Raw genomic sequence first — 23,607 nt, 5'->3', positions numbered from 1 at the left:
CATTCGAATACTGGTATTTGCAACTCAACATAGTGCGTTTAACTACGGGTAGTGATGCTCATTTGCAAATGAATAGGTGAAACTTGTTAAAAATGGAACACAATAGGCAAAGATTCATTAAAAAGAGAAACATCGCATTCTCCCCATTAAAAACGAATACCCAATATTGGACAGAATCCTCAGTTGTTAATACATGACCACAAGGTGTTAAAAATATGGCGAAAGGTAAGATCTGGATAACCCTTCTTCTGGCAGTGACTATTTATCTTGCTCTCTGTATATACGCAGATATTGACAAACTCATCCAGGCATTTGAAAGTTTCCAATGGGCATACTTGATATTATTGTTAATATTTACTACCATAGGGTATTTTATCCGGTTTATAAAGTGGAATTACTTCCTGGAGAGTGTGGGTATCCACATGAAAACTAAAGACAATATCTTTGTATTCTTTAGTGGCCTTTCAATGATCATAACTCCTGCGAAGATGGGAGAAATATGGAAAGGATGGTTAATTAAAGAAATAAACGGAGACAAACTTTCAAAAACTATTCCGGTTGTGATCATTGACCGAGTAACGGATCTTTTAGCACTTATAATATTGTCATTAACTGGGATTGTTTACTATGAAAAAGGATCCTACATTCTCATTATTGTCTTCCTGTTTTTTGTTGTTTTTTTCATGGTAATAAAATCAAAGTATATATTAAAGAAATTAATATTTTTCATGGAGAAAAGGGCGGGAAAATACTCTCCTAATGTTAAAGAAATGCATCAGACATTTGAGACAACAATGGTATCCAAAAATCTTATGGTGGCCATTATTTTAAGTGTACTCGCCTGGTTCTTTGAATGTATGGGACTTTACTTGGTGGTTATGGGATTCAGCCAGCATATTATCTTAACCGTTTCCACATTTATTTTCAGTTTCTCCTCACTGGTGGGTGCAGTGAGCATGATACCAGGAGGTTTGGGGATTGCCGAAGCCACAATATCAGGTTTACTCCAATTTTTTGGACTCACTGCCACAGTATCAGTGGGAGTGGCCCTGATCATCCGCCTGGGCACATTATGGTATGGAGTGATAATGGGACTAATGGTATATTTATTGTTTAAAAGAAAAGTAATGTAAAAAGATATTTCAGAAAAGATCTATTTAACGAAGGTTTATGGTATGTCAAAGGTTGCGATTTTAAAAACTTCACCTGAAAATGTGGTCACAGATTACTCGGATTTAATGCGGCTGGCTGATTATGATAAAATAATTACCAAGGATAAATTAAACATCCTTAAATTAAACCTCTCCTGGACACTTTTTTATCCCGCATGTTCCACTCCACCCTGGCAACTGGAAGGAGTCCTGGAAACCCTGAAAAGTGAAAATTACTCCAAGGTCCTGGCGGTGGAAAACCAGACTGTGGTGACCCATCCATGGAAGGGTGCCTACTACAATAAATGGTTGCCATTATTAGATTGTCATGATGTAAAGTTCCAGCCCCTCACCGATGTAAAATGGGTTGAATATGAACCCCGAAGTGAAATGTTGGCAATGGATGAAATATTTGGGGGAGTGCTGATCCCGGAGATATTTAAAGGTTCCAATATCATCCATTTTCCAACCATGAAAACCCATGGACACACCCAGACTACTGGGGCCATGAAAAATGCCTTTGGTGGTTTGATACCGAAATATCGGCATCATGCGCATAAGATGATCCATGAAGTACTGGTAGATCTATTGGCCATCCAGAAAGAGATACATGATGGTATTTTTGCAGTTATGGATGGTTGTGTCTGTGGAAACGGTGCCGGGCCACGGACCATGGAACCATTTTATGGGGACATGATTCTGGCCAGCAGTGACCAAGTAGCTATTGATGCCATTGCCGCTAAGATCATGGGTTTTGAACCTTTAGAAATAGATTACATCAAATTAGCTCATGATCAGGGTTTGGGAATGGGTGACACTGATCAGATCGAGTTTGTGGGTATTGACCGAGCGGATTTAGATATCACGAACTTCAAATTCCATACCCAGAAAAGTCCAGTGATACGTTGGGATCAGATCATCCGGAAAAAAACCATGAGAATACCCACCATACACAATGCTCTATTCAATTCTCCCTTCTTTAAAAGCTTCATATTTGCCTCAGAATTCTATCACGATCATTTTTGGTATCCCACCGCAGGTAAAAAGAACATAAACAGATTCAAACAGACTAGATGGGGGGAATTATTCCAGAAATATTCCTTTGGTGAATTTCCAGAATATCCTGAAATCAAGGAATGGGATCCATATTGAAGAATTAGGTTTAAGACAAATATTCTGAGAGTTGATCATTATCCCCATAGATAAATTTATTTAAAAAAGACCACAATTGATTCTTATTGTATTCCATTTTTAATGTTTTAGATTAATGTTTAAAACTTTCCAAGGCACTTAAATGAAAGTACTCCTAATACCCTGTGGCATTGGAATGGGACACACCTCCCGTTCAGTGGCTTTAGCCCAGAAATTAGAGGAAATGGGTGATGAGGTTCTCTTTGCTAGTTATGGTTCTGGATATCAGACCCTCAATGAGTACAGTGATTATAAGGTGGAAGAACTCCCCACCATCAAGTTCTACGGGAGTTCCGGGGAATTGAACTTTAAACACACCGCTCGCAAATCCATAGACGCACCTTACATTTTCCTGAAGAGTATCTACCATGAATCCCGTATAATCAAGGAATTCAATCCTGACGTGGTTGTATCTGACTCTCATTATTCAGTCCCCATCACCTGCCGGGTGCTGGGCATACCCTGCATCCTGGTGAGTAACGACCTGGCTCCAGAACTTAAAGAAGAGCACCATAAGGACATCACCCTGGAGTACTTGGAAAACGGATTGCAACGTTTCATCAGGGATGTCTCCCGTCTCTGCCATTCCATCATCATCCCGGACATTGAAAACTCCTACCCGGTACCTTCGCAGATCAAAAACCGGGTGAACTTCACTGGACCAATCCTGAAGATGGACCCTAAATCTATGGAAAGTAAAAAAGAACTCCGGAAACGCTTCGGATTCGGATCATCAGAGAAGATTGTAATGGCCACTGTGGGAGGATCCCAGTTTGGTAATAAACTTTTAAGTCTCCTGCACCAGGCAGCACCTGACCTGGACTGTGACCAGTTAATACTGGTAACCGGGCCCCAAGTGAAACTGGATCTTGCATCATCCCCGGGAATAATATGCAAACGCTTCCTGGGAGATATCATGGAGTGGATGAAACTATCGGACTTCCTGGTGAGCCTGGCTGGACACACCACCTCCATGGAAATAGCTTCCCTGGGCATCCCCAGCCTGATGGTTCCCATTGAAAATCATCCGGAACAAATGAAAAACGCCACGAAAATGGAGAGATATGGAATAGCTCAGGTTGAAAAAATGGGTACTTTAACTTCCCAGGGTTTATCCGAGAGGATCAATTCCCTACTGAAAGATCAAGACCTCCAGAAAAATGCAGCCAGTGTTAGGAATATATTCTCCCAGTACAAGGGAACTGAAGATGCAGCAAGTATCATTCGGAATTCAGTGAATAATGGAAAACTTTTAGAGTAAATTTATCCCCATGGCATGATCCCATCGGCTAAATCCGGAAAATATTAATAATTGTTAATTCACTATTTAGAATTAGAAATTCATTTTTTTAAGACCCAAATTGAAAGAATGATAATAATTGGTGTGTGATGAAACTAATAATTTATAAATAATCCCTAACATAATAAGATTCGGAGGTATGAGATGATCAATTTAATTGTCAGCGTTTTTGGGGCTCTCATGGTTATCGGTGGTTTTTATTTCATGTACCTAGGTTTTAACATCCCACCAAACCCGTTAGCTTTCTTTGTAGGGTTAATAGCAGCGGTATTAGGACTTATTTTAGTGATATTTTTCGGTAGCAGGTTAGATTTATCCAAAGGGGTTATGCCCAAACCAAAAAAGGCAAAAATTCCTAAGAAACCAGGTACTGCACCAGTAAAACCTAAAAAAATGCCAGTTAAAGATAAAAAGCCTTCAGAACCAGCTCTGTCTTCTGAATTACGTGCCATTAAACCCAAACCAAGGGTTAAACAACAGGCAAAATTCGGGCCAGCAACCACATCCACACCAACTATAAAAAAGGAAAAAGAAACCACAACTGGAACGGCCATAAAACCCAAAAAGGTAATAAAACCACAAAAAAAGACGGAAACACCAGGTGCGATAAAAAAGACACCAAACACTGAGAAATCAACCACCTTACCTCCGGAAATGACCACTAAACCTAAAGAACCCCCTAAAAGAATCGCCCCGGTTAAAAAAGCCCCTGAAGAGGTAAAAAAAGAAGCTGAACCTCCCCAGGTAAAACCAGTAAAACTTCAAGAAAAAGAAGAAAAGAAAGTTCCAGCCCCAAAATCAGTACTGGAAACTGCTGACAAGGAAAGACTCAAGGAACTGCAAACTCGAACTGGACGGGATGATCAGTTCGTTAAAAACAGACTGGACAAACTCAAGGAAAACTACATCCAGAATGCCAAGGATATTGAGAGCATCATCGATGAACGGTTAGATTCCTTCAAGGGAACCATTGATAAATTGAAGACAGATTCGACCGAGCCATCTATTATATGGTCATTCGAGGCACAAGATGTTCAGGAAGCCATGAAGGACACCATCATAACTGCAGAGAACAAGTTACTGATGATGTACCCTTGGGTGCGTAACATTGATGTGGGAATCCTTAAAAAGTTCATGGACACTGAAAGCCGTATGATCATCCAGGAAGCAAGCTTAGACGATGATGCATCAGTGGAATTAATAAAACTCCTCCAGGAAAAAGATGTACAGATCCGGACCATGCCCCACGTGCACACCGTGGCTGTAGTGTCTGATGAAAGTAATGGTCTTATAATATCCACTGATCCCATATACGAAAGTTATGAAGTGGGAGTTATCTACAAGGACACAAAATCCATCCTGGAAATTGAAAGAATGTTTGATGATGCCTGGAGCATATCTAAGGAAGTGGATCTGGAGCTGAAAGAATGAAGATCCAGTGGCTGGGACACTCTGCCTTCCACATATTAACTGATAATGATATTAACATCTTGATTGATCCCTTCCTCCGTGACAACCCGGCCTGCCCATTTGACCCCGAAGAAGTTAAAGCCGATGTCATATGTGTCACTCATGGTCATAATGACCATTTCGGTGATGCAGTGGAATTAGCCAAAAATAACAATGCATTAATTGTGTGTAACCATGAGCATTCAGTTTACATCTCCCAACTGGGATTGGAAACAATGGGTATGAACATGGGGGGAACCATTGAAGTTGCCGGTATAAAGATTACCATGGTCAATGCCATCCACTCATCAGACATGGATTTCATAGATGGAATCGGGCCGGGTGGAAGTAGCTGTGGTTACATCCTAGAACTGGAGAATAAGAGGAAGATCTACCACTCTGGAGACACCGGTATTTTCGGAGATATGAAAACAGTTATACGGGATATATACCGGCCAGAAATAGCATTAATACCCATAGGAGATCGATATACCATGGGAATAAGGGAGGCTACCATTGCAGCCAGCTGGATCGAACCAGAAGTCATAATACCCATACATTACAACACATTCCCCCCTATAGAACAGGACCCATACGATTTCAAAGATATGGTTGAAAAAAATACCGAGACCAAAGTAACAGTGCTTAAACCCGGTGAAACCTACCAAGAGTGATTTAATGGTCGATATCATGCGTATTTTCAGAAAAAAATTTTTCACAGACATCTTCAACAAACTAATTGGAAAAGAAAAAAAACTCAAAATAGGATTCTACGGCCACCCCAACTCTGGGAAAACCACCCTGGCTAACCGGATGACCAAAGATTGGACCGGGAAATCCCTGGGACTGGTTTCAGAAATACCACACGAAACCAGGAGAGTTTACCGGCAGGAAAGGGTTACCCTAAGCTACGATGGTGTGGAACTGGATTTCGACATCATTGACACCCCGGGAATAGCCACCAAGATCGATTATAAAAACTTCCTACAATATGGCCTATCTGAACAGGAAGCCAAAGAACGGGCTAAAGAAGCCACTAAGGGCATAATAGAAGCTATCAAATGGTTAGATGATGTGACTGGTGTTTTATTAGTGGTGGATTCAACTAAGGATCCCCTCACCCAGGCCAACATCACCATAATCGGTAACCTGGAGGCCCGTAAAATACCCTTTGTAATTGTGGCCAACAAGGTGGATCTACCAGAATCCAATTCAGAAAGGATTCTATCGGTGTTCCCCCAGCATAAAGTGGTCTCCATCTCTGCCCTCCACGGTGAAAACACCGATAAATTGTACAAGGCCATGGTGGAGAGTTTTAACTAACAGGTGATAGATATGGATGACGCTGATACCAACAGTCTCAAAATGGATTTCCTCTCATCAGATGCCCTTAAAGCCCAGAGTAGTATTGAAAAAATATCAATGATCGTGGAGAAGGTTAAAAAAGGCGAACTACTGGTGATTGAGGGCGGACTGGAACCAGAAGAAGAGGCAGAATTAATCGAAACCACCATGCGTGAGATCGATGTGGAAAGTTTCATGGGTATTGATATTTACACATTGGAAAAGGATGAAAGTTCCTTTTTCGGATTATCCAAGAAGAAAACAGTGGGTATAACCATTATTGGCCCGGCTAATGTGATGAAAGCAGTGAAAAGGAAGTCCAACTTCCTCTCCATGGTGGCAAGCCTCGGTGGTAGTGATGCATCGATGTATTAAGTGCGGCCAGGAATACGAAGACTCAGAAGACCTAATCATGAAGGGCTGCCCCAATTGTGGCAGTAAATTCTTTGAATTCCACCAGGAAGGAAAGGTCAAAGAAATCAAGGAAATAAAGGGAAACTCAGTGGAGACCATAATGGTCAAGGAACACGGGGTCTACGAGGTGAACCTGGAATCCCTGATTTCTGATGAATCAGTGATAGTCTCTGATGAAGAAGGAAAATACCTGATAGACATTAACTACATTCTGAAGAAGAAGATTAAGGAAAGAAAAGGAAAGTCCTGAGCACTAAATTGTATTTCCTTTCTCTGTATTTTTAAGAATTCTTTTCTCCACATATTTTTTCTATTATTTCTAGAGATTTATTTAGAATCCTTTTGGATCTGTTTAGAATCCCACTGGATTTATTGAAAATCCATTCTTAGATTATTTTGAATATGAAATCCCCTAATATTATTAGGGGATTATCTTCTTCGATTATCCACAAAATCACACTTACCCGATGGCAGTACTCTGATCACATCTTCAAGGGTTAATACCCGTTCCGGGTCGATCTTTTTAAGAACTGCCCGTGCAATTTCCTCTTTCTTGGTAAAACCTGGTTTTAATACCACGTAGTTATCGGTGTACTTGGACACAGATTCCACCGGACCAGCCATTATTCTTTCTCCTTCGTAATCCACTATTCCCACCGCTATCTTGAGGGGTATTCCCCGGAGATATTTACGTGAGCCCCTGATTATGAAGGCCCCTCTGGCAACGAATTCCCCTGATTGGGGTGTTTTGGAAACCTGATCCGGATGCACCCAATAGACATCCTGGGAAGCGTAACCCTTACTCCAGGCACTGGAAAATGATGCTGCCAGAGTTCCTGCTTCCTGAATAGTTGATTCTGGAATTTCTCCCTCCACTTCACCTTTTTTAATAACCACAGATGGAGCTCCGTGTATGTCGGAGTGCAGATAAATATCCTGGTTATCCAGGTAGCGCTTCACAACCAGTTCATTGGTACCGGCATCCCGACCACCAATAACCAGCAGTCCATCGGATGACAAGAACCAGCGTAGTTTCTCGAACCATTTAAGCTCCCTGCGCACTCTCTTCTGGGGAACTTTCACCCTTTCCAGGGCCAGTTCCCGCTTGTTGCGTTTTCTTTCCACGTCTTTACGGGTGCGTTCAATGGCTATGTTAACTCCTTTGATCTTCCGTTTAGCCTTTTTACCCTTATTATAATATTTCTCGGCATTTTCCGGGATCTCCAGATTGGCATCTACAATCACCCTTTCACCCTCCAGGTTAAGGGTGAGTACTCCCATCTTATCCATGGATTCAATGATCTGCGCTTCCTTCATTCCTTCTTTACGGGCTTTTTTAAGTTTAGAGGCGATGTCCATCCAGGAAAAATTCTCCCGGGCCTGATGAATGATGTCCAGGAGGTTTTGAATTTCAGAGTAATGGGAGTACAGGAGGTTACCCTTCTTTTTGGTTTCAATTATGGTTTCCTGGAACTTCTTCAGGGTTTCTTCCTGTATGCGGAGCCTTTTCTCGTATTTACCCACTTCTTTAGCCCACACATCTTCCTGAACCTTCTTGATATCTGCACCAACCTTTCCACTGTAGAACTCATCAGCAGCCTGGTTAAAGGTATCAAAGCGTTCCTTCTGGAAATTCTGGTAGATCAACGTATCAAGGGGTAGAACATCCTCTTTACCAGTTTTAACCTTTTTAAAATCAGATATGTCTTTGTTGTCAGTAGTTTGACCTGTTTTTTCATCAGCAGAGCCAATGTTTTTGTCTGTTTCATCAGTTTTGGTTTTATCTTCAGCAGTTTTCACTGACTCGACACTTGATTTGTTTTCTTCAATAACATCCCGCACAATCTGTGGGTGGAACTGGAATGTTTTAAGGGGTTTGAAGAGTTCCACCATGTTCTTATGGATGGATTCAATTTCTTCTTCACTGACCTGGTTGGCGGGTTGTTTTTTATCCACACCTGAACGCAGGATTATTTCCTCGGAGTACATTCCACCCAGCCCACTCCGGGCCAGTGCCCGGATAAGATCAGAGTCAGAATCTTCGAATAATTCTTTTAGTTCCTCCAGTTCAACGTTCAGGGGGTGTATGCCCCGTTCTGGGGGGTAATGGTATTCTTCCTTGGAGGTTATCTTCCGGCCCTGGGCGTGGCGATGTTTCAGGGGTAAGATTATTCGGTTCTCTTCATCCAAAAGTATTATATTACCTTGGGAGAAAAGTTCAACAACCAGAGTAAAGCGATGTTCCTTCTGGATGTCAATTTCCAGGATACGGTCAAAGTTATGTTGCCGGACCCCTTTCACTGTGGCATTTTTCAAATGCTTTCGTAGGAGCATGGGAAATGAAGGTGGTACTTTTGGGTTTTCAGGCGGATACTGGGTGGTGTGCACCCTTAAACCGGCCTGGAATGCTACGTCTACCCTTCCTTTTCCTGGGACGTGGAATCGTATGATTACAGTGTCCCTGGTGGGTTGGTATGCTTTCTGCACCCTGGCATCAGTCAGGAGTTCATTGAGTTCATGGGAGATGGCGTAAAGATCAACATTGGACATTGCTTTCATGAGAGTACACCTTTATCTATATTATATGGTAATGACCATAGTTAAAAACGGAGGAAAAATATGGACATTGAAGTTAAGTTAACCAGCATACATGCGGCACTGGCAATTGTTGCCGGAGCCATATCATACTTACTATCCACAGGCGCCATAAGCGCTCTTGGTAAAAACGAATTCCTGGCAGTCCTGGGAGGACTATTAATCCTATATTTAACAGGACAGCTATCCGAACGATTATTCGGTAAGGAAGCAGTTGGTGGGATGAAGGGATGGCTCTGGAGTGGTATTTTACCCTTCTTCTTTGTGTGGGTACTGGTATGGGTTATGATGTATAACCTGTTATAAATCATCCCCAACACATCCCTATTTTAAATCAAATACCTCTATTTTTTTTGAAATGTTATTAGCCTTATCTTTTTTATGCTTATTCCAGGAATATATTTATGAGATTCCTTTTTTAAATATTTATTAATCAGTTTAAGGAATGTTTTAACTAGTTATGGCTTATGTTTAGAAGGACCAGTAGAATATCCAGATAAATACAAAGAACAGTGCCAGTACAAATAACAGTGGTGCCACTATCCTGCTTACCGCCACTATGGAAGTTATGGTGGTTACCAGTTCAGTAGCATGGGTGGGGCCTAAGGTGTTTATACTGGACAGCTTCACAGTTTCAGCACCAACCAGAACTGGTTCCAGATCATTTAAAGCATTTTTAACACATTCTACTGTTTTAACCACTATAATATCACGGTCTTTTGTTCCCAGGGGGTTGTGACCCCCGGAAAGAGTGTTGACAAAGTGGGTGTCAGTGGTCATTACCTCGGCATGGTCCAGTCCCAGTTTTTCCACTGCAGTGAGTATTTCATCCCGGAAACCAATAACCATGTTGTTGGCATCCAAAAGGATATAAGCAGTTTTCTGACCGTTAACATCCAGAACCATCACTTTAACTCCACTTTGACCAACACCACTCCTTTTACCTAACTCTGGAATGGTGTCATTGGCACATCCCATTTTAAGTTCACTTTCTGAGGGTTTTTCCAGTTTCTCCACTGCACTTAAGAGTTGGAAAACTTCAGGGTTTCCAGGGAGCACCCTACCTGATTCTCCTTTGAATGAGTTGTGACAGTCCACCAGGATCACATTTTCTGCCTTAGTATGTCCCTGTGCTGCTTTAATAATTGCCAGTCCCACTCCGAAATCAATATCATCAAATCCAAGGGGTGCAAAGGTGGCCAGGAGTAATAAATTATCTCCAAAGTACTGGGCGCCCAGTTTAGCATCCTCATGTTCCACCTGGATGAACTGACTGGCCAGGGAGAAGTATTCCATATTTTCCAGGGATTTTTCCACCACATCTTTGATTTTACAGATTTCCCTGGAACTCACCGGGTTAAAGTCATGGGTGGAGGGGCCATGGCTGACCATTGCGAATGGTTCCAGGCTTTTAGCCAGAACAGTGGGCATATTTCCCCCTCCAATGTTTCCAACTGGTCCTGGATGGACGCAGGGGGATATGAACACTCCTTTCACCCCATTTTTACCCTTGAAACTAACCAGTCCCACCAGGGTGTCTATTGGTTCACCCATATCTTCGAAGAGTGCTTCCATGGCCCTTGATCCTTCAGTGTACTGGGCTATAAATAGTGATAATAATTCCAGACCCCCCACTCCCAAGTTACGTTTAATGGGTGATTCAATCACCAGTATAAAGGAGTAAATAGCGATCATCAGTATCAGTCCGGCGATTAGTCCCTTAAGGGCCACTGCTATGATACTGAATGATCCGATATTGGTGCCAATGGTGGTTAAAAATACAATTACCACCACCATGCTGAGTATTAGAACTGGTTGAATTGCGGAGATTAAAATTGATCGGACGGCTCCTATGTTGGAGGTTCCCCAGATAACGAATGTACGCAGGCCAAAAGCTAGTGCACAGCCTAAAATCAGGGCATCAATGATATAACTGTAAAAAGTAAAGGTGGATACTAAACTACCTGCAATGTAAACCATTGCCACCAATACCATGTTTAGAAGGGATACAAACATGGACTGCTTCATTTTCATGTGTCTTCCTTCCATGGCATTGACCAGTGGTTGGGTTATAGCCCCATCCATGATGGAAGTTAGTCCAAAGATCAGGAACCCTGCTGATCCACCGTATACTATACTGTCAAATACAGAGGATAAAGGTTCAAGGTAAGCAGCAATAGCACCTGTAAGGAAGCTAAGGAAGGTCATGGTTAAAATGGATATTCTACTTGGTGGAAGGGTTACCATGTACTTGGAAAGATCAGTAATGTTATCAACAGCGGACATAATTCACCTCATGGATACAAAGAAATGGATAATTAAATTTTTAAGATTAATCTGGTTATTAACGTATTATTGACTTAATATATTAGTCTATTATCTTTATTTATACCTTAGTCTTTATGGGTTAGGAATAATAGTTTTATTATTTTTTGATTGATTTTCCTGGTTCGAGAGTTAGTTTCATTCTAGTAAAATTAATAGCAATATCTACTATTAAATCCATTAAGTTAATTAAACCTTAACCCCTGTTTCATATATAAATATAAAAAAGTAATACTTAATGGTGTTCATAATGTTGCTTTATATTTACAAATCATACTCTTCCGGGAGTTAAGTATTTCCCTGAATGAAATTTATCCATATTTTTGGAAATTCTTCCAGATTTTTGAAGTTTTTTTTTTGGAATAATAATCATTATTTCTTTACCTGTAATTAACATTAATGTATGGCTATTAAATGTACTGACATGTATCTATTATTATTGGTGGATATACCTACCTATTCTCAACTATCCCCAATTTTGTTATAATCCAGTAAGAATTCAATGCTCAACTGTTTGTAAGCATCTTTACTATTTCTGTGCACCCCCTCGAACCATATTTCCAAAAAGCATTAATATCATACCAATAAACCTATATTTAATTAGGTTAATTATTAGGAAAGCCATGTGATGGGTTTAGGATAACTAAATCTAATTTTTTTATACTTTCTGGATAATTTCCGAATGATTTAATTGATATTGAATAAAAATTGATAATTATACAAGTAACAAGGTGTGGGCAATGGTTTTAAAGAGAACCATAAAATCAATTCATACAAGGGGTGGCGGGTACCTGTTTTGCAATTACTGCGGGGGATACTACAAATTAAAGGAAAGTGAGTCTCCCAGGGACTATGTGAAGTGTGAGTGTGGTAATCCATTGGAATTCTGTAAAACAGATAAAGAATTGGAATTAAAGAGTTACAACCTCAGTCAGAATAAAGAGGTTTATGATTCATTTCAAACCAGAATCTTCAAAAGAAGAGAATCCCTCAAAAATTTCTTCCCCACCATAGAAATAGAAGACGATTACATCGATGAGGAATTGTCTGAAAAAGAAGAACTATGGGATGTAATTGACCGTGAAATTAATGTTATCAATCAAAAGAAATATCTTAATATCATATTGGAACAGGAACGTTTAATGACAATTATTCAAGAAAAAAAGGGTAGAGTTAAAAATCCCAGTTTAATGGAGAAATTAATCCTTTTTTATGAAGAAACAGACCCCCTCATAATATTGGGAGTGGTTATCATCATCCTGATTACCGTTCTAATATTGGCAGTTTTCAGGGGATGAACAAAAACTTATTTTGTTAAGGGTTAAATCAGATTTAAAAGGAAATTAGATTTGAAATAAAATCCTATTTCAGATGATTATATTAAAAGATTATCTGGAAGAGTACAAATCATTTGGAAGTCTTAAGAGTCAATTAAATAATAAAATCACAAAAGGTGCCATAATGATCGTTCATCTTAAAACACCTCTAAAGAAGGAAGACACTGAAAAATTAAGAATTAAAGATTCAGTTTACATCACTGGAACCATTTACACTGCAAGGGACAGTGCCCATAAACGCATAATTGAGACTGGTTCACCAGTGGATCTGGAAGGGGCAGTGATATTCCATGCTGGTCCCATAATAAAAAAAGAGGATGATAACCAGTACCAGATGGTGGCAGTAGGACCCACCACCAGCACCCGCATGAACCCTTACCAGGCAGAAGTACTGGACCAGGGAGCCCTGGCAGTAATCGGTAAAGGAGGGATGGATGAGAAAACTGCCAATGCATTGAAACGAAACGGTGCTGTTTTCCTGGCAGCAGTAGGTGGTTGCGCTGCACTCTACGTCAGTTCAGTCCTAAAGATCAACAGTGTTAACTGGCTGGATCTGGGAGTGCCAGAGGCAGTCTGGGAACTGGAAGTCAAGGATTTCGGACCATTAATCGTTACCATGGACTCAACCGGGGGTAATCTTTACCAGGAAGTTCGAAAGGCAAACCAACCCAACAAAGGTTAAATCAAAAAAGATCAGGGAAATATTACTATTTTTTTTTACAATAATTTTTAATGGACTGATTGAAGGAAAAACACACTGTAAATCTTAATAAATGTAATACAATCCCATATTAATAATAAATCCTGGATCTGAAAGATATGAACTCCAGTCAAGATATCAAACCTGCAGAAATCCTCACGGGTTTCATAGACACCCATATCCACACCAGCCCTGATGTTAAACCAAGACTATTAAACGATTATGAGGCGGCTCTGGAGGCCAAAGAAAGTGGTATGGCTGCAATTGTCATCAAATCCCATGTAGAACCCACGGCTGGCAGGGCTTACCTGGCCCACTGGGTTACTGGCCTACCAGTAGTGGGTGGTGTAACCCTCAACCATAATGTAGGTGGTTTAAATCCCGATGCAGTGGAGAGCATGGCTTCCATGGGTGGTAAAATAGTGTGGCTCCCCACCATCCATCACCATGAAATAAAACTGGAAGCTGATCCTCTGGAGGAAATATTAAACCTGGTAATAGAAAACAACCTGGTTCTGGCCACTGGCCACCTCAATCCAGGGGAAATATTCCAGGTACTGGATCACTGCCGCAGTTTGGGAGTGGGAAAAGTATTGATCAACCATCCCCTAACCCGGGTGGTGGGGGCATCAACCGATGAAATGAAGGAAATGGCCCGTCATGCTTACCTGGAACACTGCTGGGTGGCCACCATGCCCCGCCATGATAAGCTGGATCCAATGGTAATGGTGGAGGCCATTAAAGAGGTGGGTGCTCAGCATTGTATCCTGGCCACGGACTTTGGACAGCAACACAACCCCAGTCCAGTGATGGGAATGCAGATGATGATGGCCAGCCTGATCAAACAGGGAATTTCCGGGGAAGATATAACCCTCATGTGTCGGGATAACCCTGAAAATTTATTATTTAAATAAAAATCAAGATAACTCCTAAAAATAATTTCTCTAGTTGCATAATTAGAATAAAATCATAATAAGAAGGGTTTAAATTGGAAAAAAGACATCAGGAATATTTGCAATATTATCAGGCCCGATTGAAAAAATATGAACACAACCCACTGTATCCCTATTCTCATGAATCCCAGGATGCACTCTATCAGGCAATCGCTAACTCAAAAAACCTGGAAGAATTCGGTCAAAAAGTTGAAAATGAACAGTTAGCTCTTAAAAGTGCAATTGCCCTGGTAAAGGATAAGGAAACTGCAAGAATGAACTTTTATCAGGATTTAAATGAAGAAATAAGATCGCATGCTCCTTTAAGAATTCTGGAATTTGTTGATTCAGTTAAAACTGAAGCAGAACTCATTAACACCGTAACCGAGATTGAAGGTGAGGTGAATATTGAGATCACCCTGGACCTTTTCACCCAGGAGATCAGCCATGACCTGATGATGCTGGAAGAAATAGAGGTTTACCAGAATGCAGAAGTCCCCGAGGAATGGAAGGAAGAAATAAACCATGATTACCCCCAGGAACTCATTGATCAGGGACGTAAAGACTGGGTGGAAATAGTGGTACCCAATGCCCAGCAATGGGATCCCCACTGGAAATTTAACCTGGACCTAATCTGGGAGGAAAGACACCGCAGATTAATTCCCATACCGGATGAAATACTAAAAAAGAGAGTAGAACAGTTCAAAAACTACCGGGGGATTTAACATGCCAGTGGACAAGGCAATGGCTGATGCTATACTGGACACCTACCGCAACATGTACCGGGAAATCAGTGAGAAAGGGGTGGAAAGTGAATCTTTCAAGGCTATGGAGAATGCCCTTAGAAGAATGGAAGCCCTGGCAATGGAAACTGATGATATAACAGATTTCACTGCGAAACTCACCACCGAAAATCTATTCATCCAGTTCAGCAATGCTTATTCTGAAACAATGGCGGCACTGCTCAGGGGTGAATATTCAGGGGATGATGGTGATGAAATTCTACTGGAGAAAACCCTGGAAGCCTATGAAAATTCCATTAAAAACCTGGAGGCTGATCCCAATTATGAAATTTTAAAGGCCCCCATTGAAGAGTTAATAGAACTGGGCCGATCAGGAATTTCATATGCAGTATTCCTGCGCACAGCTGAAGAAAAAGGACTCTACCAGTTATTAGAAGGTGATCTGATTGTAAGGGATTCTATAATGAGAGATAGAACCTTTGCAGAGTTTATGCATCTTCCTCTGGAAGTGGAAAAACAGGATAAACTACTCAAAATACATGATAAACTGGTGGCTGATTTACCATTCAAGGTTGCAGATAGCTTCCAATTTGGATTGGAAAGGGAAAGACTTGACTGGGAATACGCTCCCCTCATAACTGGTTGGAATATCACCATACGTTTATGGGAGAAAATGTTGATGAATGTTTACGATTGGCTGGATTCATTTGGAAGTTTCGCACCTCATGATGAACGTTGGGTGGATTTAAGGGGTCAGACTTTCACCATGCGTAACATTAAACGCACCCAGGAATGTAATCCTGGTGTTCTAAGGGCCAGGGAAGTAGTCCTGCAGGACTACTTCCAACTAGGTTGGGATGACATATTCCAGCATGAAACCTACATTAATGAATACCAGGCCAACCGGGTCTGGTATTCTGATGAAACCCTGGAACTAATTAAAAAAGCATACCCTCATTGTCAGCCCTATCAAAAACCTCCTGAAGAGCTGGTCAACCAGGCAGAAACCATATACACTCAAAAAAGGTATAAAAGACCGGAAGCTTTCCAGTATTCCTCCGAGGATAAGGAGAAGTTCATATCCCTTTTCGGTGAGCAGAAGTGGGATGAGCTCTTCAACAGATAAGCATCTAAAACTATTTAACCAGAAATAATATTCCAATAGATGGCCATTATAAGCATTGCAATCTAGGAGAGAGTTTATTGACAGATCCGCACCCCACAGAATTCAGTATACGTTACCAAATTCCACCTAAGGATTATTTTTTTAACTTAGAATGGGATGGGGATAGATTATTCTTGAAGGAGTTCTCTCTGGAATCAGGGATAGATCAACAGAAAGACATCAAACCTGAAATACATGATTGGAATGAATTCTGGTCTCATGTGAATGAGATCCGAGTATGGGATTGGTATGATGAGTACGTGGTCAGCTGTAAGGATAGTTGTGTGGAAGGGGATGAATGGGAAGTTAACCTGGTCTATGGGGATCAAAACCTGGAAGCCCATGGTGCCAACAGTTACCCTCCCACATTCCGAGAATTCCTGAAGGCCACTGAAGAGTTGACCGGGATCATAATTGAATTTATCCAACCGGACTGATGTATCATTGATCATAATGGTATTATTAGCAGTTCTAATGTAGACTTAAGTTTTTGAAGAAGGAACCAGTACGACAATTAAGTAATTGGGGTTTGGGAAAAATAGGTAAAACCCATACTAAATTTTCACAATGAAAATAACATAAAAAAAGTTTGTAATTTTCCACATTCTATAATGTTTCAGTGGACCTCAACACTAAAATTTCAGTGCAACCTAACTAATACTCTTACACTAAAAATGTATTAATTTGAGAAAGTGCCCTATTTCGGGGAGTCAGTATATATGTGGTTATTGAAAAACACCAACTTTGCCAATTTTCACCCCACCCCCTACCTGGGCTATGGTTCCAGACTGGAATCTAACTTGTTTTCAGGGGATGTTTTAATGAGGAATTGATAATAGAAAATTTATAGGGGAATGATTGATATAAAAATAGGGTGAGGGGTGTATAAACTATTTTGGGATAAATTATTTTAATTTAAAACGATCATCTATTGTCATGGAGGAATAAATATGCCTAAAATTGAAATAGATCCAGAATTGTGTACCAAGTGCGGCACCTGTGTAAGCAACTGCCCAGTGGGTATCTTCCAGCAGGATGATGATGAATCTGTTCCCTTAGTAGGGGATACTGATAACTGCATACTATGTGGCATGTGTGTGGATAACTGTCCTGAGGATGCAGTGAAACATGAGAATTTTTAAGATGAAACTATTTTTTTCCCTTTACTTGATTGATTAACATTATTTTTTAGGCCTATTAAACATTAGAAGCCGGTTCACCGGATATTATTTGAAGGATGAAATTAATCCTTCCAGATCACACGGTGAAATCTCATAACTTGACAGGTTGCTGGTGATTATAACCTTACATCGGTTTCGGCGGGTGGAAGGGTCTTTATTGAAACTGATAACCATCCGGTCTTCCATCACCTTTATCTGATCCACTTCCGAACTGGAGATGTCAAAGGATTCCTCTTTCCCGTTTAGATACTGCACAGTCAACATACCTACATCCATATTACATCACTCCTTTAAAACAGATTGATTTTTATTATTTATTGGCATCCTATATATCTTTACTTTATTCCTCTTAACTAGATGGTTAGAATTAATTTTAAAATCCAAAGAGATTGTATCTAATTCCGTGAAGCATAATTTCCCTAACTTAGAATTGACATTGTTATTTGAAATGTAGAGGATCATATTCTTTTCTTATAGGTCAATTCATTAAATCTTATTTTAAATTCGGTACCATGGCTGCGGTCAAGTTCGATCTCACCATCAATCTGTTTGGTCAGGCTGTTAACCAGTTCCAATCCCAGGGTCGTGGTGTTTTTAAAGTCCAGATCCGGAGGCATACCCACACCATTATCGTTCACGGTTAACAGAAATTTCTTTTCATCATCAGGGATTTGTTTAAGGGTTACCCTTATCTCCCCTTCCCTGCCATCTGGAAATGCGTATTTCAGGCTGTTGGAGAAGAGTTCACTGATTATCAGTCCGCAGGGAACTGCAGTCTCCATATTCAGGTTTACGTCATCAACATCCACCACCAGCTTAACCCGGTCACTGCTGGTGTCATAAGAATAGAATAAATCAGATAACAACCGTTTAATGTAATCCTCAAATCTGATGTGGGTGAAATCTTTGGACTGGTAGAGTTTTTCATGGATCATGGCCATGGTCATAACCCGGTTCTGGCTCTCCTTTAGGACAGTGGTTGCAACTTCTTCATCATCATTCAGGTGTTGGATTTGCAGATTTAGCAGGCTGGAGATAATTTGCATGTTATTCTTCACCCGGTGATGAATTTCTTTGATTAAAATCTTCTTCTCATTCACTGATGATTTTAGTCTATCCATAGCATTCTTTCGATCAGTTATATCAGTGTCAATTACCAGAATGGAGTTGGCCATCTCATCCTTTTTTATGGGAACCAGTTGGGTTTCAATCCAACTGTACTCTCCCTTTTCATTGATCAACTGGTACTGGAAAGGTTTCAAAGTTTCCCCTTTCAGGGCACGTGCAAATTTTTCCCTAACAAAACTTAGATTATCTGCGGAGAATATTCCCAATTCAGAGAAGTTCTTGCCAATTAATTCTCCAGCAGATAGACCTGAAAAACGAAGTGCGGAACTGTTAGCATCTAAAATTACACCATCTGAACTTACCAGTATGGTGTGGTTCGGGTTAGCTTCAAAAAGAGTGCGATATTTCTCTTCATTATCCTGCAGTGCCATTTCAGTGTATTTACGCTGGGTGATGTCCATTAACATACCGGATATAGTATCGCCGGTGAGATTGGCACTCATTAACATGTTTATGGTTTTACCAGTGTTGGAAACCATTTCTAATTCGTACTGTTCCAGTTTACCTTCTTTTTTAAGCTTGCGAATGATTTTTTTTCTTTCGGAAGGGTTTTTATAAAAATCTATAATCTTTTGGGATTTGAGCTCCTCTACACTTTCTGATTTGAATATTCTGACCAGAGATTCATTGGCAAAGAGTATATCTCCATTTAGGTTGGTTTGATAGACACCAACCATGGAATTGTCCACCAGCTCACGGTAATTCTTTTCACTAATTAAAAGTGCTTTTTCCGTAAGTAACTGCCGAATCAGCACCATAAATATTATAATCCCCACTATTATTTCCATTAAATCTATATTTGGTTGATATGGAATTCTATCAACTTGTATGAGTAATAAGAAAGCAATTAAGGCCCAAATAAGGGGTAAATAAGAAGTAAAGTTGGATTGGGTCAATGGTAATGTCTTAAAGTACTGGTAAAGATTGTATTTTTCATCACTAGCGTGTAAGAAGGCTGCTAAACCAACCACCAGTAAGCCTATTATCCAACCAACATCCAGCAAACCCCCGGATACATAGGTTCCCTGCAAATTCTGGTAAGAGTAAATACAATCACTTACTATGAAAGCAATAACTCCCAAACCGAGGAGTATCATAGGACCGTAGTATTCTTCCTTGAATTTGCTGTAAAGGAGCCGCATAAGGGCGAAAAGAAGAACAAAATCACCAATTATGTAGGTTATGGATATCATACTAGGGAAGAACTCTTCCTGATTAGAAAGATTAGGCTCTATCAGGAATATCCAGAAAATAAGGCCCACTGTCAGTATGACTATTCCCATTTCCAGAATGATCTTCAATTCTTCCAGGTAACTGAACTTAGCACGGGGAAGGAAATAAATGCCCAGAGCAAAAAGAGGATAAAAAACCAGGTAGAAAATGTCAGCTACAGACGGGAAGGGGTTCTGATTGTATCCCAACTCTATAATGGCCCAGGCAACATCACCCAGTGCATAGGATAAAATACCCAGTGTCATCAGCATCCAGGCAATCCGCATACGACCTTGGGAGCGGTAAGCAGCATATGACAAACTGATAACCACCACCAATCCAATGAGGGGACTGGACAGGTCACCGAAAATCATCCTGAGGGTTTGATCATCCTGTAGAAGTAATGAAATAATTGCAAAGCTAATAGTAATAATTATTGCTAGTAAAACTCCAACTTTAAAGGATATTAATGGCTTTTTGCTCATGTTAACACTATGTGAAGTTTTCCCATAATATTGATTTTGCAGATATTAAATCAATTTTCGCTGGTTTATTCATCATAACACAATTAGGGGGCAATTACCTAACAATCTGAAGTTCTTCTAATTATTTATATCATTCACAAATAAATAAACCAGTTTAAAATTTTTTGTGAAGTTATTCACAGTTTAAAATATACTTATTATTATTCCAAGTTAGAGTGGACATTTTCCTCCATGGACCGGAACGTAGGTACCAGTTCCTTAACTTTCATTGCATCCCCCACTATAACCATTCCCTAGTTTTAATTATGTAGTTGCTTATTAATATAATTTAAACAACAGGGGTAAAAAGAGTATATTCATCCATAAAACGGGATAATTAGAAAATAAGGGGCTATAATAAGTTTATCCGGTGAAACGGTAAATGTATCTCTTGATCTGGAAAAATGTTATCAGTTGATCTGGAAAAAAAGTAAATATGCTGATCTGGAAAAAAAGTATTAAGAAAAAACTGTTAAAGTAGGATAAAAAACCCTGAAAAATCATCTGAGGTTTATGACTGTAGAACCCACATCTCAATCTAACATTTTGTTTTAAGACTTGTGGATCGGGGTGAACTCTGTAGGAGATCGCTTTTGTCTCCTTCTTTTAACATCAGCCTCATGTCCACGGCGAGTGCTCCGTCTCCTTCATCAAATACCATTAATGGGTTGATTTCAAACTCGTTGATCTCCGGGAAGTCAGTGACCAGTTGTGATATACGGAGAATTATATCCACAATGGAATCCACATCCTTGGGCTTAGCTCCCCGAACTCCCTCCAGGAGTTCATGGGTTCTGATCTTCCTTATCATATCCTTGGCTTCCATCTCATTTACCGGGGCAATGGCGAAATTAACATCTTCCAGGACTTCCACATATATCCCGCCCAGTCCAAACATGAGCATGGAACCAAAGGTGGGATCCTGCACCATACCAATGATAACTTCAGTACCACCAGTTAACATTTTCTGTAACTGAACACCCTCCAGATCAGCTTCTGGCTCCTTTAATGGTATGTTCATCATCATATCCTCATAGGCAACCTTCACTTCCTCAGCACTGGTAAGGTTGAGCTTAATTCCACCCACATCAGACTTGTGTGAAATCTGGGGGGAGACGATCTTCATAACCAGGGGGTATCCTATTTTCTCGGCGGCTTTCACAGTCTCTTCCAGGTTAGTGGTGATGGCAGTGCCCACGGTGGGGATTCCATAGGCCTTTAATATGTCCAGTGACTCCAATCCCAGGGTGTGTTTACCCTTTTCCCGTGCATCCTCTATAATGTTTTTAACCAGATTTTTATCAGCATCAAATTCCGGAGATTTGGGATATTCCTGTTTCCGGATTAGGGTGTAATCAGAGAGGGTTTTCATACTCTTAACTGCCCTTTTAGGGTAAAGGTAATTGGGTACCTGTTCTGCGGCTAATAGTTTTTCTGCCCCTTCAAAACGTGTTCCTCCAAAGAAACTGCACAGAATTGGTTTTTCAGTTTTTTTCGTATGATCAATTGCCACCTGGGCAATTCCCTCTGGCTCAGTGACTGATTGGGGTGTTACCAGGTAGATCACCCCATCCACATTGGGATCCTCCAACACGGTTTCCAGGGTGAAGGCATATCTCTCGGGGCTGGCATCACCCAAAACATCCACTGGATTCTTCACACTGGCAGTATCTGGTAATCCTTCATTTAACCGGGCCTTGGTTTCAGTGGTGAGCTCAGCCATTTCCAGCCCGGCTTTTATGGCAGCGTCAGTGGTCATAATTGCTGGTCCACCGGCATTGGTGATTATGGCTATCTTCTTACCATTAGGTAGGGGCGACAGGGCCAGGGCACTGCTGTAATCCATCATCTCATCCAGGGAATTAACCCGGATGATCCCACACTGGGAGAAGGCTGCTTCGTAGGCAGAATCAGATCCAGCAATGGTACCTGTGTGTGAGGACACTGCCTCTGATCCCTTGGAGGTGGTTCCGGACTTTATAACCAGGACTGGCTTTTTCTGTGATGCCCTCCTACAGGCATCAATGAAACCGGGCCCGTCAACTATACCTTCCAGGTAGGCAGTTATTACTTCGGTGTTTTCATCTTCCATGAAATCCTTCATACAATCGTTTTCATTGATCACTGCCTTGTTTCCCAGGCTGACAATCCTGGAAAACCCGATGTTCTTCTTATCAGCGTAATCCAGGATGGCGGCCATGATGGCTCCGGACTGGGTCATGAAGGATATTTTTCCTTTATGGGCGATGTCTGAGGAGAATGATGCGTTCATGTTATTGTAGGTGTCCATTACTCCCAGACAATTGGGGCCCACCAGTTTAATGTTGTATTCCTTGCATATTTCCACCAGCTGGTTTTCCAGTCTTGCTCCTTCCTGGTCCACTTCCTTGAATCCTGCGGAGATCACAACTATGTTTTTTATTCCAGTTTCTCCACATTCTTCCACTGTGGTGGGGATCAGGTGTGATGGGATGACTATAACTGCCAGGTCCACTGGGCCGTGTTCTTTAATGGATTTATAGGCCGTAAGTCCCATGACTTCACCACCTTTGGGGTTGATGGGGACGATTTTACCTTTGTAATAATTTAAAAGGGATTTCATCAAGTCGTAACCAATTTTACCCTTTGTCTCTGATGCACCTATTACTGCAACTGATTTAGCATTAAACATTTCAAGCATGTTATCACCTATTATCTAATACTAATTATGGGGTCCCTTATTTATTATATTCGGATTAATCAAAGGATTTATAAAAAAATACATGTTAATAAAGTAATAACTAACTTAATAAGTTCTAAGAATTCTTTATTTTAGAATTGAAATAGTTTTATCTACATAGGGTCAAGTCTACAATCATTTTTAATTAGAAATGGAAAGTTGTGATTATGAGGATGAAAAATCAATTGCTGGTGAAT

21 protein-coding genes are annotated in these 23,607 nt (G+C 40.6%); 16 read left to right on the top strand and 5 right to left on the bottom strand.

Annotated features, from left to right (window positions below; translation table 11 throughout):
• Positions 1 to 215 precede the first annotated feature (215 nt).
• From BK009_RS05115 to BK009_RS05080, 8 genes are all read left to right on the top strand, one after another.
• Entirely contained in the window at positions 216 to 1,133 is a 918-nt protein-coding gene (locus BK009_RS05115; protein WP_100906828.1) for a lysylphosphatidylglycerol synthase transmembrane domain-containing protein, read from the top strand.
• 42 nt (positions 1,134 to 1,175) lie between these two features.
• Positions 1,176 to 2,303 carry a DUF362 domain-containing protein gene (locus BK009_RS05110; protein ID WP_100906827.1) on the top strand — a complete coding sequence of 376 codons (1,128 nt, stop codon included), beginning with the start codon at positions 1,176 to 1,178 and terminating at the stop codon, positions 2,301 to 2,303.
• A gap of 142 nt (positions 2,304 to 2,445) precedes the next feature.
• Positions 2,446 to 3,603, top strand: coding sequence for a UDP-N-acetylglucosamine--N-acetylmuramyl-(pentapeptide) pyrophosphoryl-undecaprenol N-acetylglucosamine transferase (locus BK009_RS05105; RefSeq protein WP_100909181.1), 1,158 nt, complete (start codon positions 2,446 to 2,448; stop codon positions 3,601 to 3,603).
• Positions 3,604 to 3,786: 183 nt separating this feature from the next.
• Positions 3,787 to 5,073, top strand: coding sequence for a DUF308 domain-containing protein (locus BK009_RS05100; protein ID WP_100905990.1), 1,287 nt, complete (start codon positions 3,787 to 3,789; stop codon positions 5,071 to 5,073).
• Complete coding sequence (locus tag BK009_RS05095) at positions 5,070 to 5,765, top strand: metal-dependent hydrolase (RefSeq protein WP_100906824.1); 696 nt, start codon at positions 5,070 to 5,072, stop codon at positions 5,763 to 5,765. The genes BK009_RS05100 and BK009_RS05095 overlap by 4 nt, the downstream gene beginning before the upstream one ends.
• A 4-nt stretch (positions 5,766 to 5,769) precedes the next feature.
• A complete protein-coding gene (locus tag BK009_RS05090; RefSeq protein ID WP_100909180.1) occupies positions 5,770 to 6,414 on the top strand; it encodes an Era-like GTP-binding protein in 645 nt (214 codons plus the stop codon).
• Between the two features lie 12 nt (positions 6,415 to 6,426).
• Positions 6,427 to 6,810, top strand: a complete 384-nt coding sequence (locus BK009_RS05085) for an OapB/ArvB family protein (RefSeq protein ID WP_100905993.1) — start codon at positions 6,427 to 6,429, stop codon at positions 6,808 to 6,810.
• Positions 6,794 to 7,099 carry a Zn-ribbon domain-containing protein gene (locus BK009_RS05080; RefSeq protein ID WP_100906822.1) on the top strand — a complete coding sequence of 102 codons (306 nt, stop codon included), beginning with the start codon at positions 6,794 to 6,796 and terminating at the stop codon, positions 7,097 to 7,099. The genes BK009_RS05085 and BK009_RS05080 overlap by 17 nt, the downstream gene beginning before the upstream one ends.
• A 179-nt stretch (positions 7,100 to 7,278) precedes the next feature.
• Here the strand turns inward: BK009_RS05080 and rqcH are convergent, their stop codons facing one another.
• Positions 7,279 to 9,408 (bottom strand): ribosome rescue protein RqcH, encoded by a 2,130-nt coding sequence (gene rqcH / locus BK009_RS05075; RefSeq protein ID WP_100909179.1) that lies wholly within the window; start codon positions 9,406 to 9,408, stop codon positions 7,279 to 7,281.
• 60 nt (positions 9,409 to 9,468) lie between these two features.
• Between rqcH and BK009_RS05070 the strand changes: the two genes are divergently transcribed.
• Positions 9,469 to 9,750, top strand: a complete 282-nt coding sequence (locus tag BK009_RS05070) for an EMC6-like membrane protein (protein ID WP_100909178.1) — start codon at positions 9,469 to 9,471, stop codon at positions 9,748 to 9,750.
• 165 nt (positions 9,751 to 9,915) lie between these two features.
• Here BK009_RS05070 and BK009_RS05065 read toward each other — a convergent pair whose 3' ends face one another.
• Positions 9,916 to 11,730: a DUF2070 family protein gene (locus BK009_RS05065; RefSeq protein ID WP_100909177.1), complete on the bottom strand. Its 1,815-nt coding sequence runs from the start codon at positions 11,728 to 11,730 to the stop codon at positions 9,916 to 9,918.
• A gap of 779 nt (positions 11,731 to 12,509) precedes the next feature.
• Between BK009_RS05065 and BK009_RS05060 the strand changes: the two genes are divergently transcribed.
• From BK009_RS05060 to BK009_RS05030, 7 genes are all read left to right on the top strand, one after another.
• On the top strand, positions 12,510 to 13,067 hold the full coding sequence (locus BK009_RS05060) for a hypothetical protein (protein WP_100906819.1): 558 nt from the start codon (positions 12,510 to 12,512) through the stop codon (positions 13,065 to 13,067).
• Between the two features lie 163 nt (positions 13,068 to 13,230).
• Positions 13,231 to 13,788, top strand: coding sequence for a FumA C-terminus/TtdB family hydratase beta subunit (locus tag BK009_RS05055; RefSeq protein WP_100906749.1), 558 nt, complete (start codon positions 13,231 to 13,233; stop codon positions 13,786 to 13,788).
• A gap of 137 nt (positions 13,789 to 13,925) precedes the next feature.
• Positions 13,926 to 14,720 carry a DUF6282 family protein gene (locus tag BK009_RS05050; RefSeq protein WP_100909176.1) on the top strand — a complete coding sequence of 265 codons (795 nt, stop codon included), beginning with the start codon at positions 13,926 to 13,928 and terminating at the stop codon, positions 14,718 to 14,720.
• 74 nt (positions 14,721 to 14,794) lie between these two features.
• Positions 14,795 to 15,463 carry a hypothetical protein gene (locus BK009_RS05045; protein WP_100909175.1) on the top strand — a complete coding sequence of 223 codons (669 nt, stop codon included), beginning with the start codon at positions 14,795 to 14,797 and terminating at the stop codon, positions 15,461 to 15,463.
• A 1-nt stretch (position 15,464) separates the two neighbouring features.
• Entirely contained in the window at positions 15,465 to 16,607 is a 1,143-nt protein-coding gene (locus BK009_RS05040) for a hypothetical protein (protein ID WP_100909174.1), read from the top strand.
• A gap of 173 nt (positions 16,608 to 16,780) precedes the next feature.
• Positions 16,781 to 17,083 carry a hypothetical protein gene (locus BK009_RS05035; protein WP_236951038.1) on the top strand — a complete coding sequence of 101 codons (303 nt, stop codon included), beginning with the start codon at positions 16,781 to 16,783 and terminating at the stop codon, positions 17,081 to 17,083.
• A gap of 513 nt (positions 17,084 to 17,596) precedes the next feature.
• Entirely contained in the window at positions 17,597 to 17,788 is a 192-nt protein-coding gene (locus tag BK009_RS05030; protein WP_100906002.1) for a 4Fe-4S dicluster domain-containing protein, read from the top strand.
• 84 nt (positions 17,789 to 17,872) lie between these two features.
• On the opposite strand, the gene BK009_RS05025 is transcribed toward BK009_RS05030, so the two are convergent.
• From BK009_RS05025 to BK009_RS05015, 3 genes are all read right to left on the bottom strand, one after another.
• The gene (locus tag BK009_RS05025; RefSeq protein WP_100906003.1) at positions 17,873 to 18,103 is read right to left on the bottom strand and encodes a hypothetical protein; all 231 of its coding nucleotides are present in this window, start codon (positions 18,101 to 18,103) and stop codon (positions 17,873 to 17,875) included.
• 182 nt (positions 18,104 to 18,285) lie between these two features.
• Entirely contained in the window at positions 18,286 to 20,652 is a 2,367-nt protein-coding gene (locus tag BK009_RS05020) for a PAS domain-containing sensor histidine kinase (RefSeq protein WP_100909172.1), read from the bottom strand.
• Between the two features lie 577 nt (positions 20,653 to 21,229).
• Entirely contained in the window at positions 21,230 to 23,371 is a 2,142-nt protein-coding gene (locus tag BK009_RS05015; RefSeq protein ID WP_100909171.1) for an acetate--CoA ligase family protein, read from the bottom strand.
• Positions 23,372 to 23,607 lie beyond the last annotated feature (236 nt).

It is taken from the genome of Methanobacterium subterraneum (assembly GCF_002813695.1).
Taxonomy (GTDB): Archaea; Methanobacteriota; Methanobacteria; order Methanobacteriales; family Methanobacteriaceae; genus Methanobacterium; species Methanobacterium subterraneum.
Note: the sequence above shows the minus strand (reverse complement) of the source record. Positions and strands in the feature narration are given on the sequence as shown.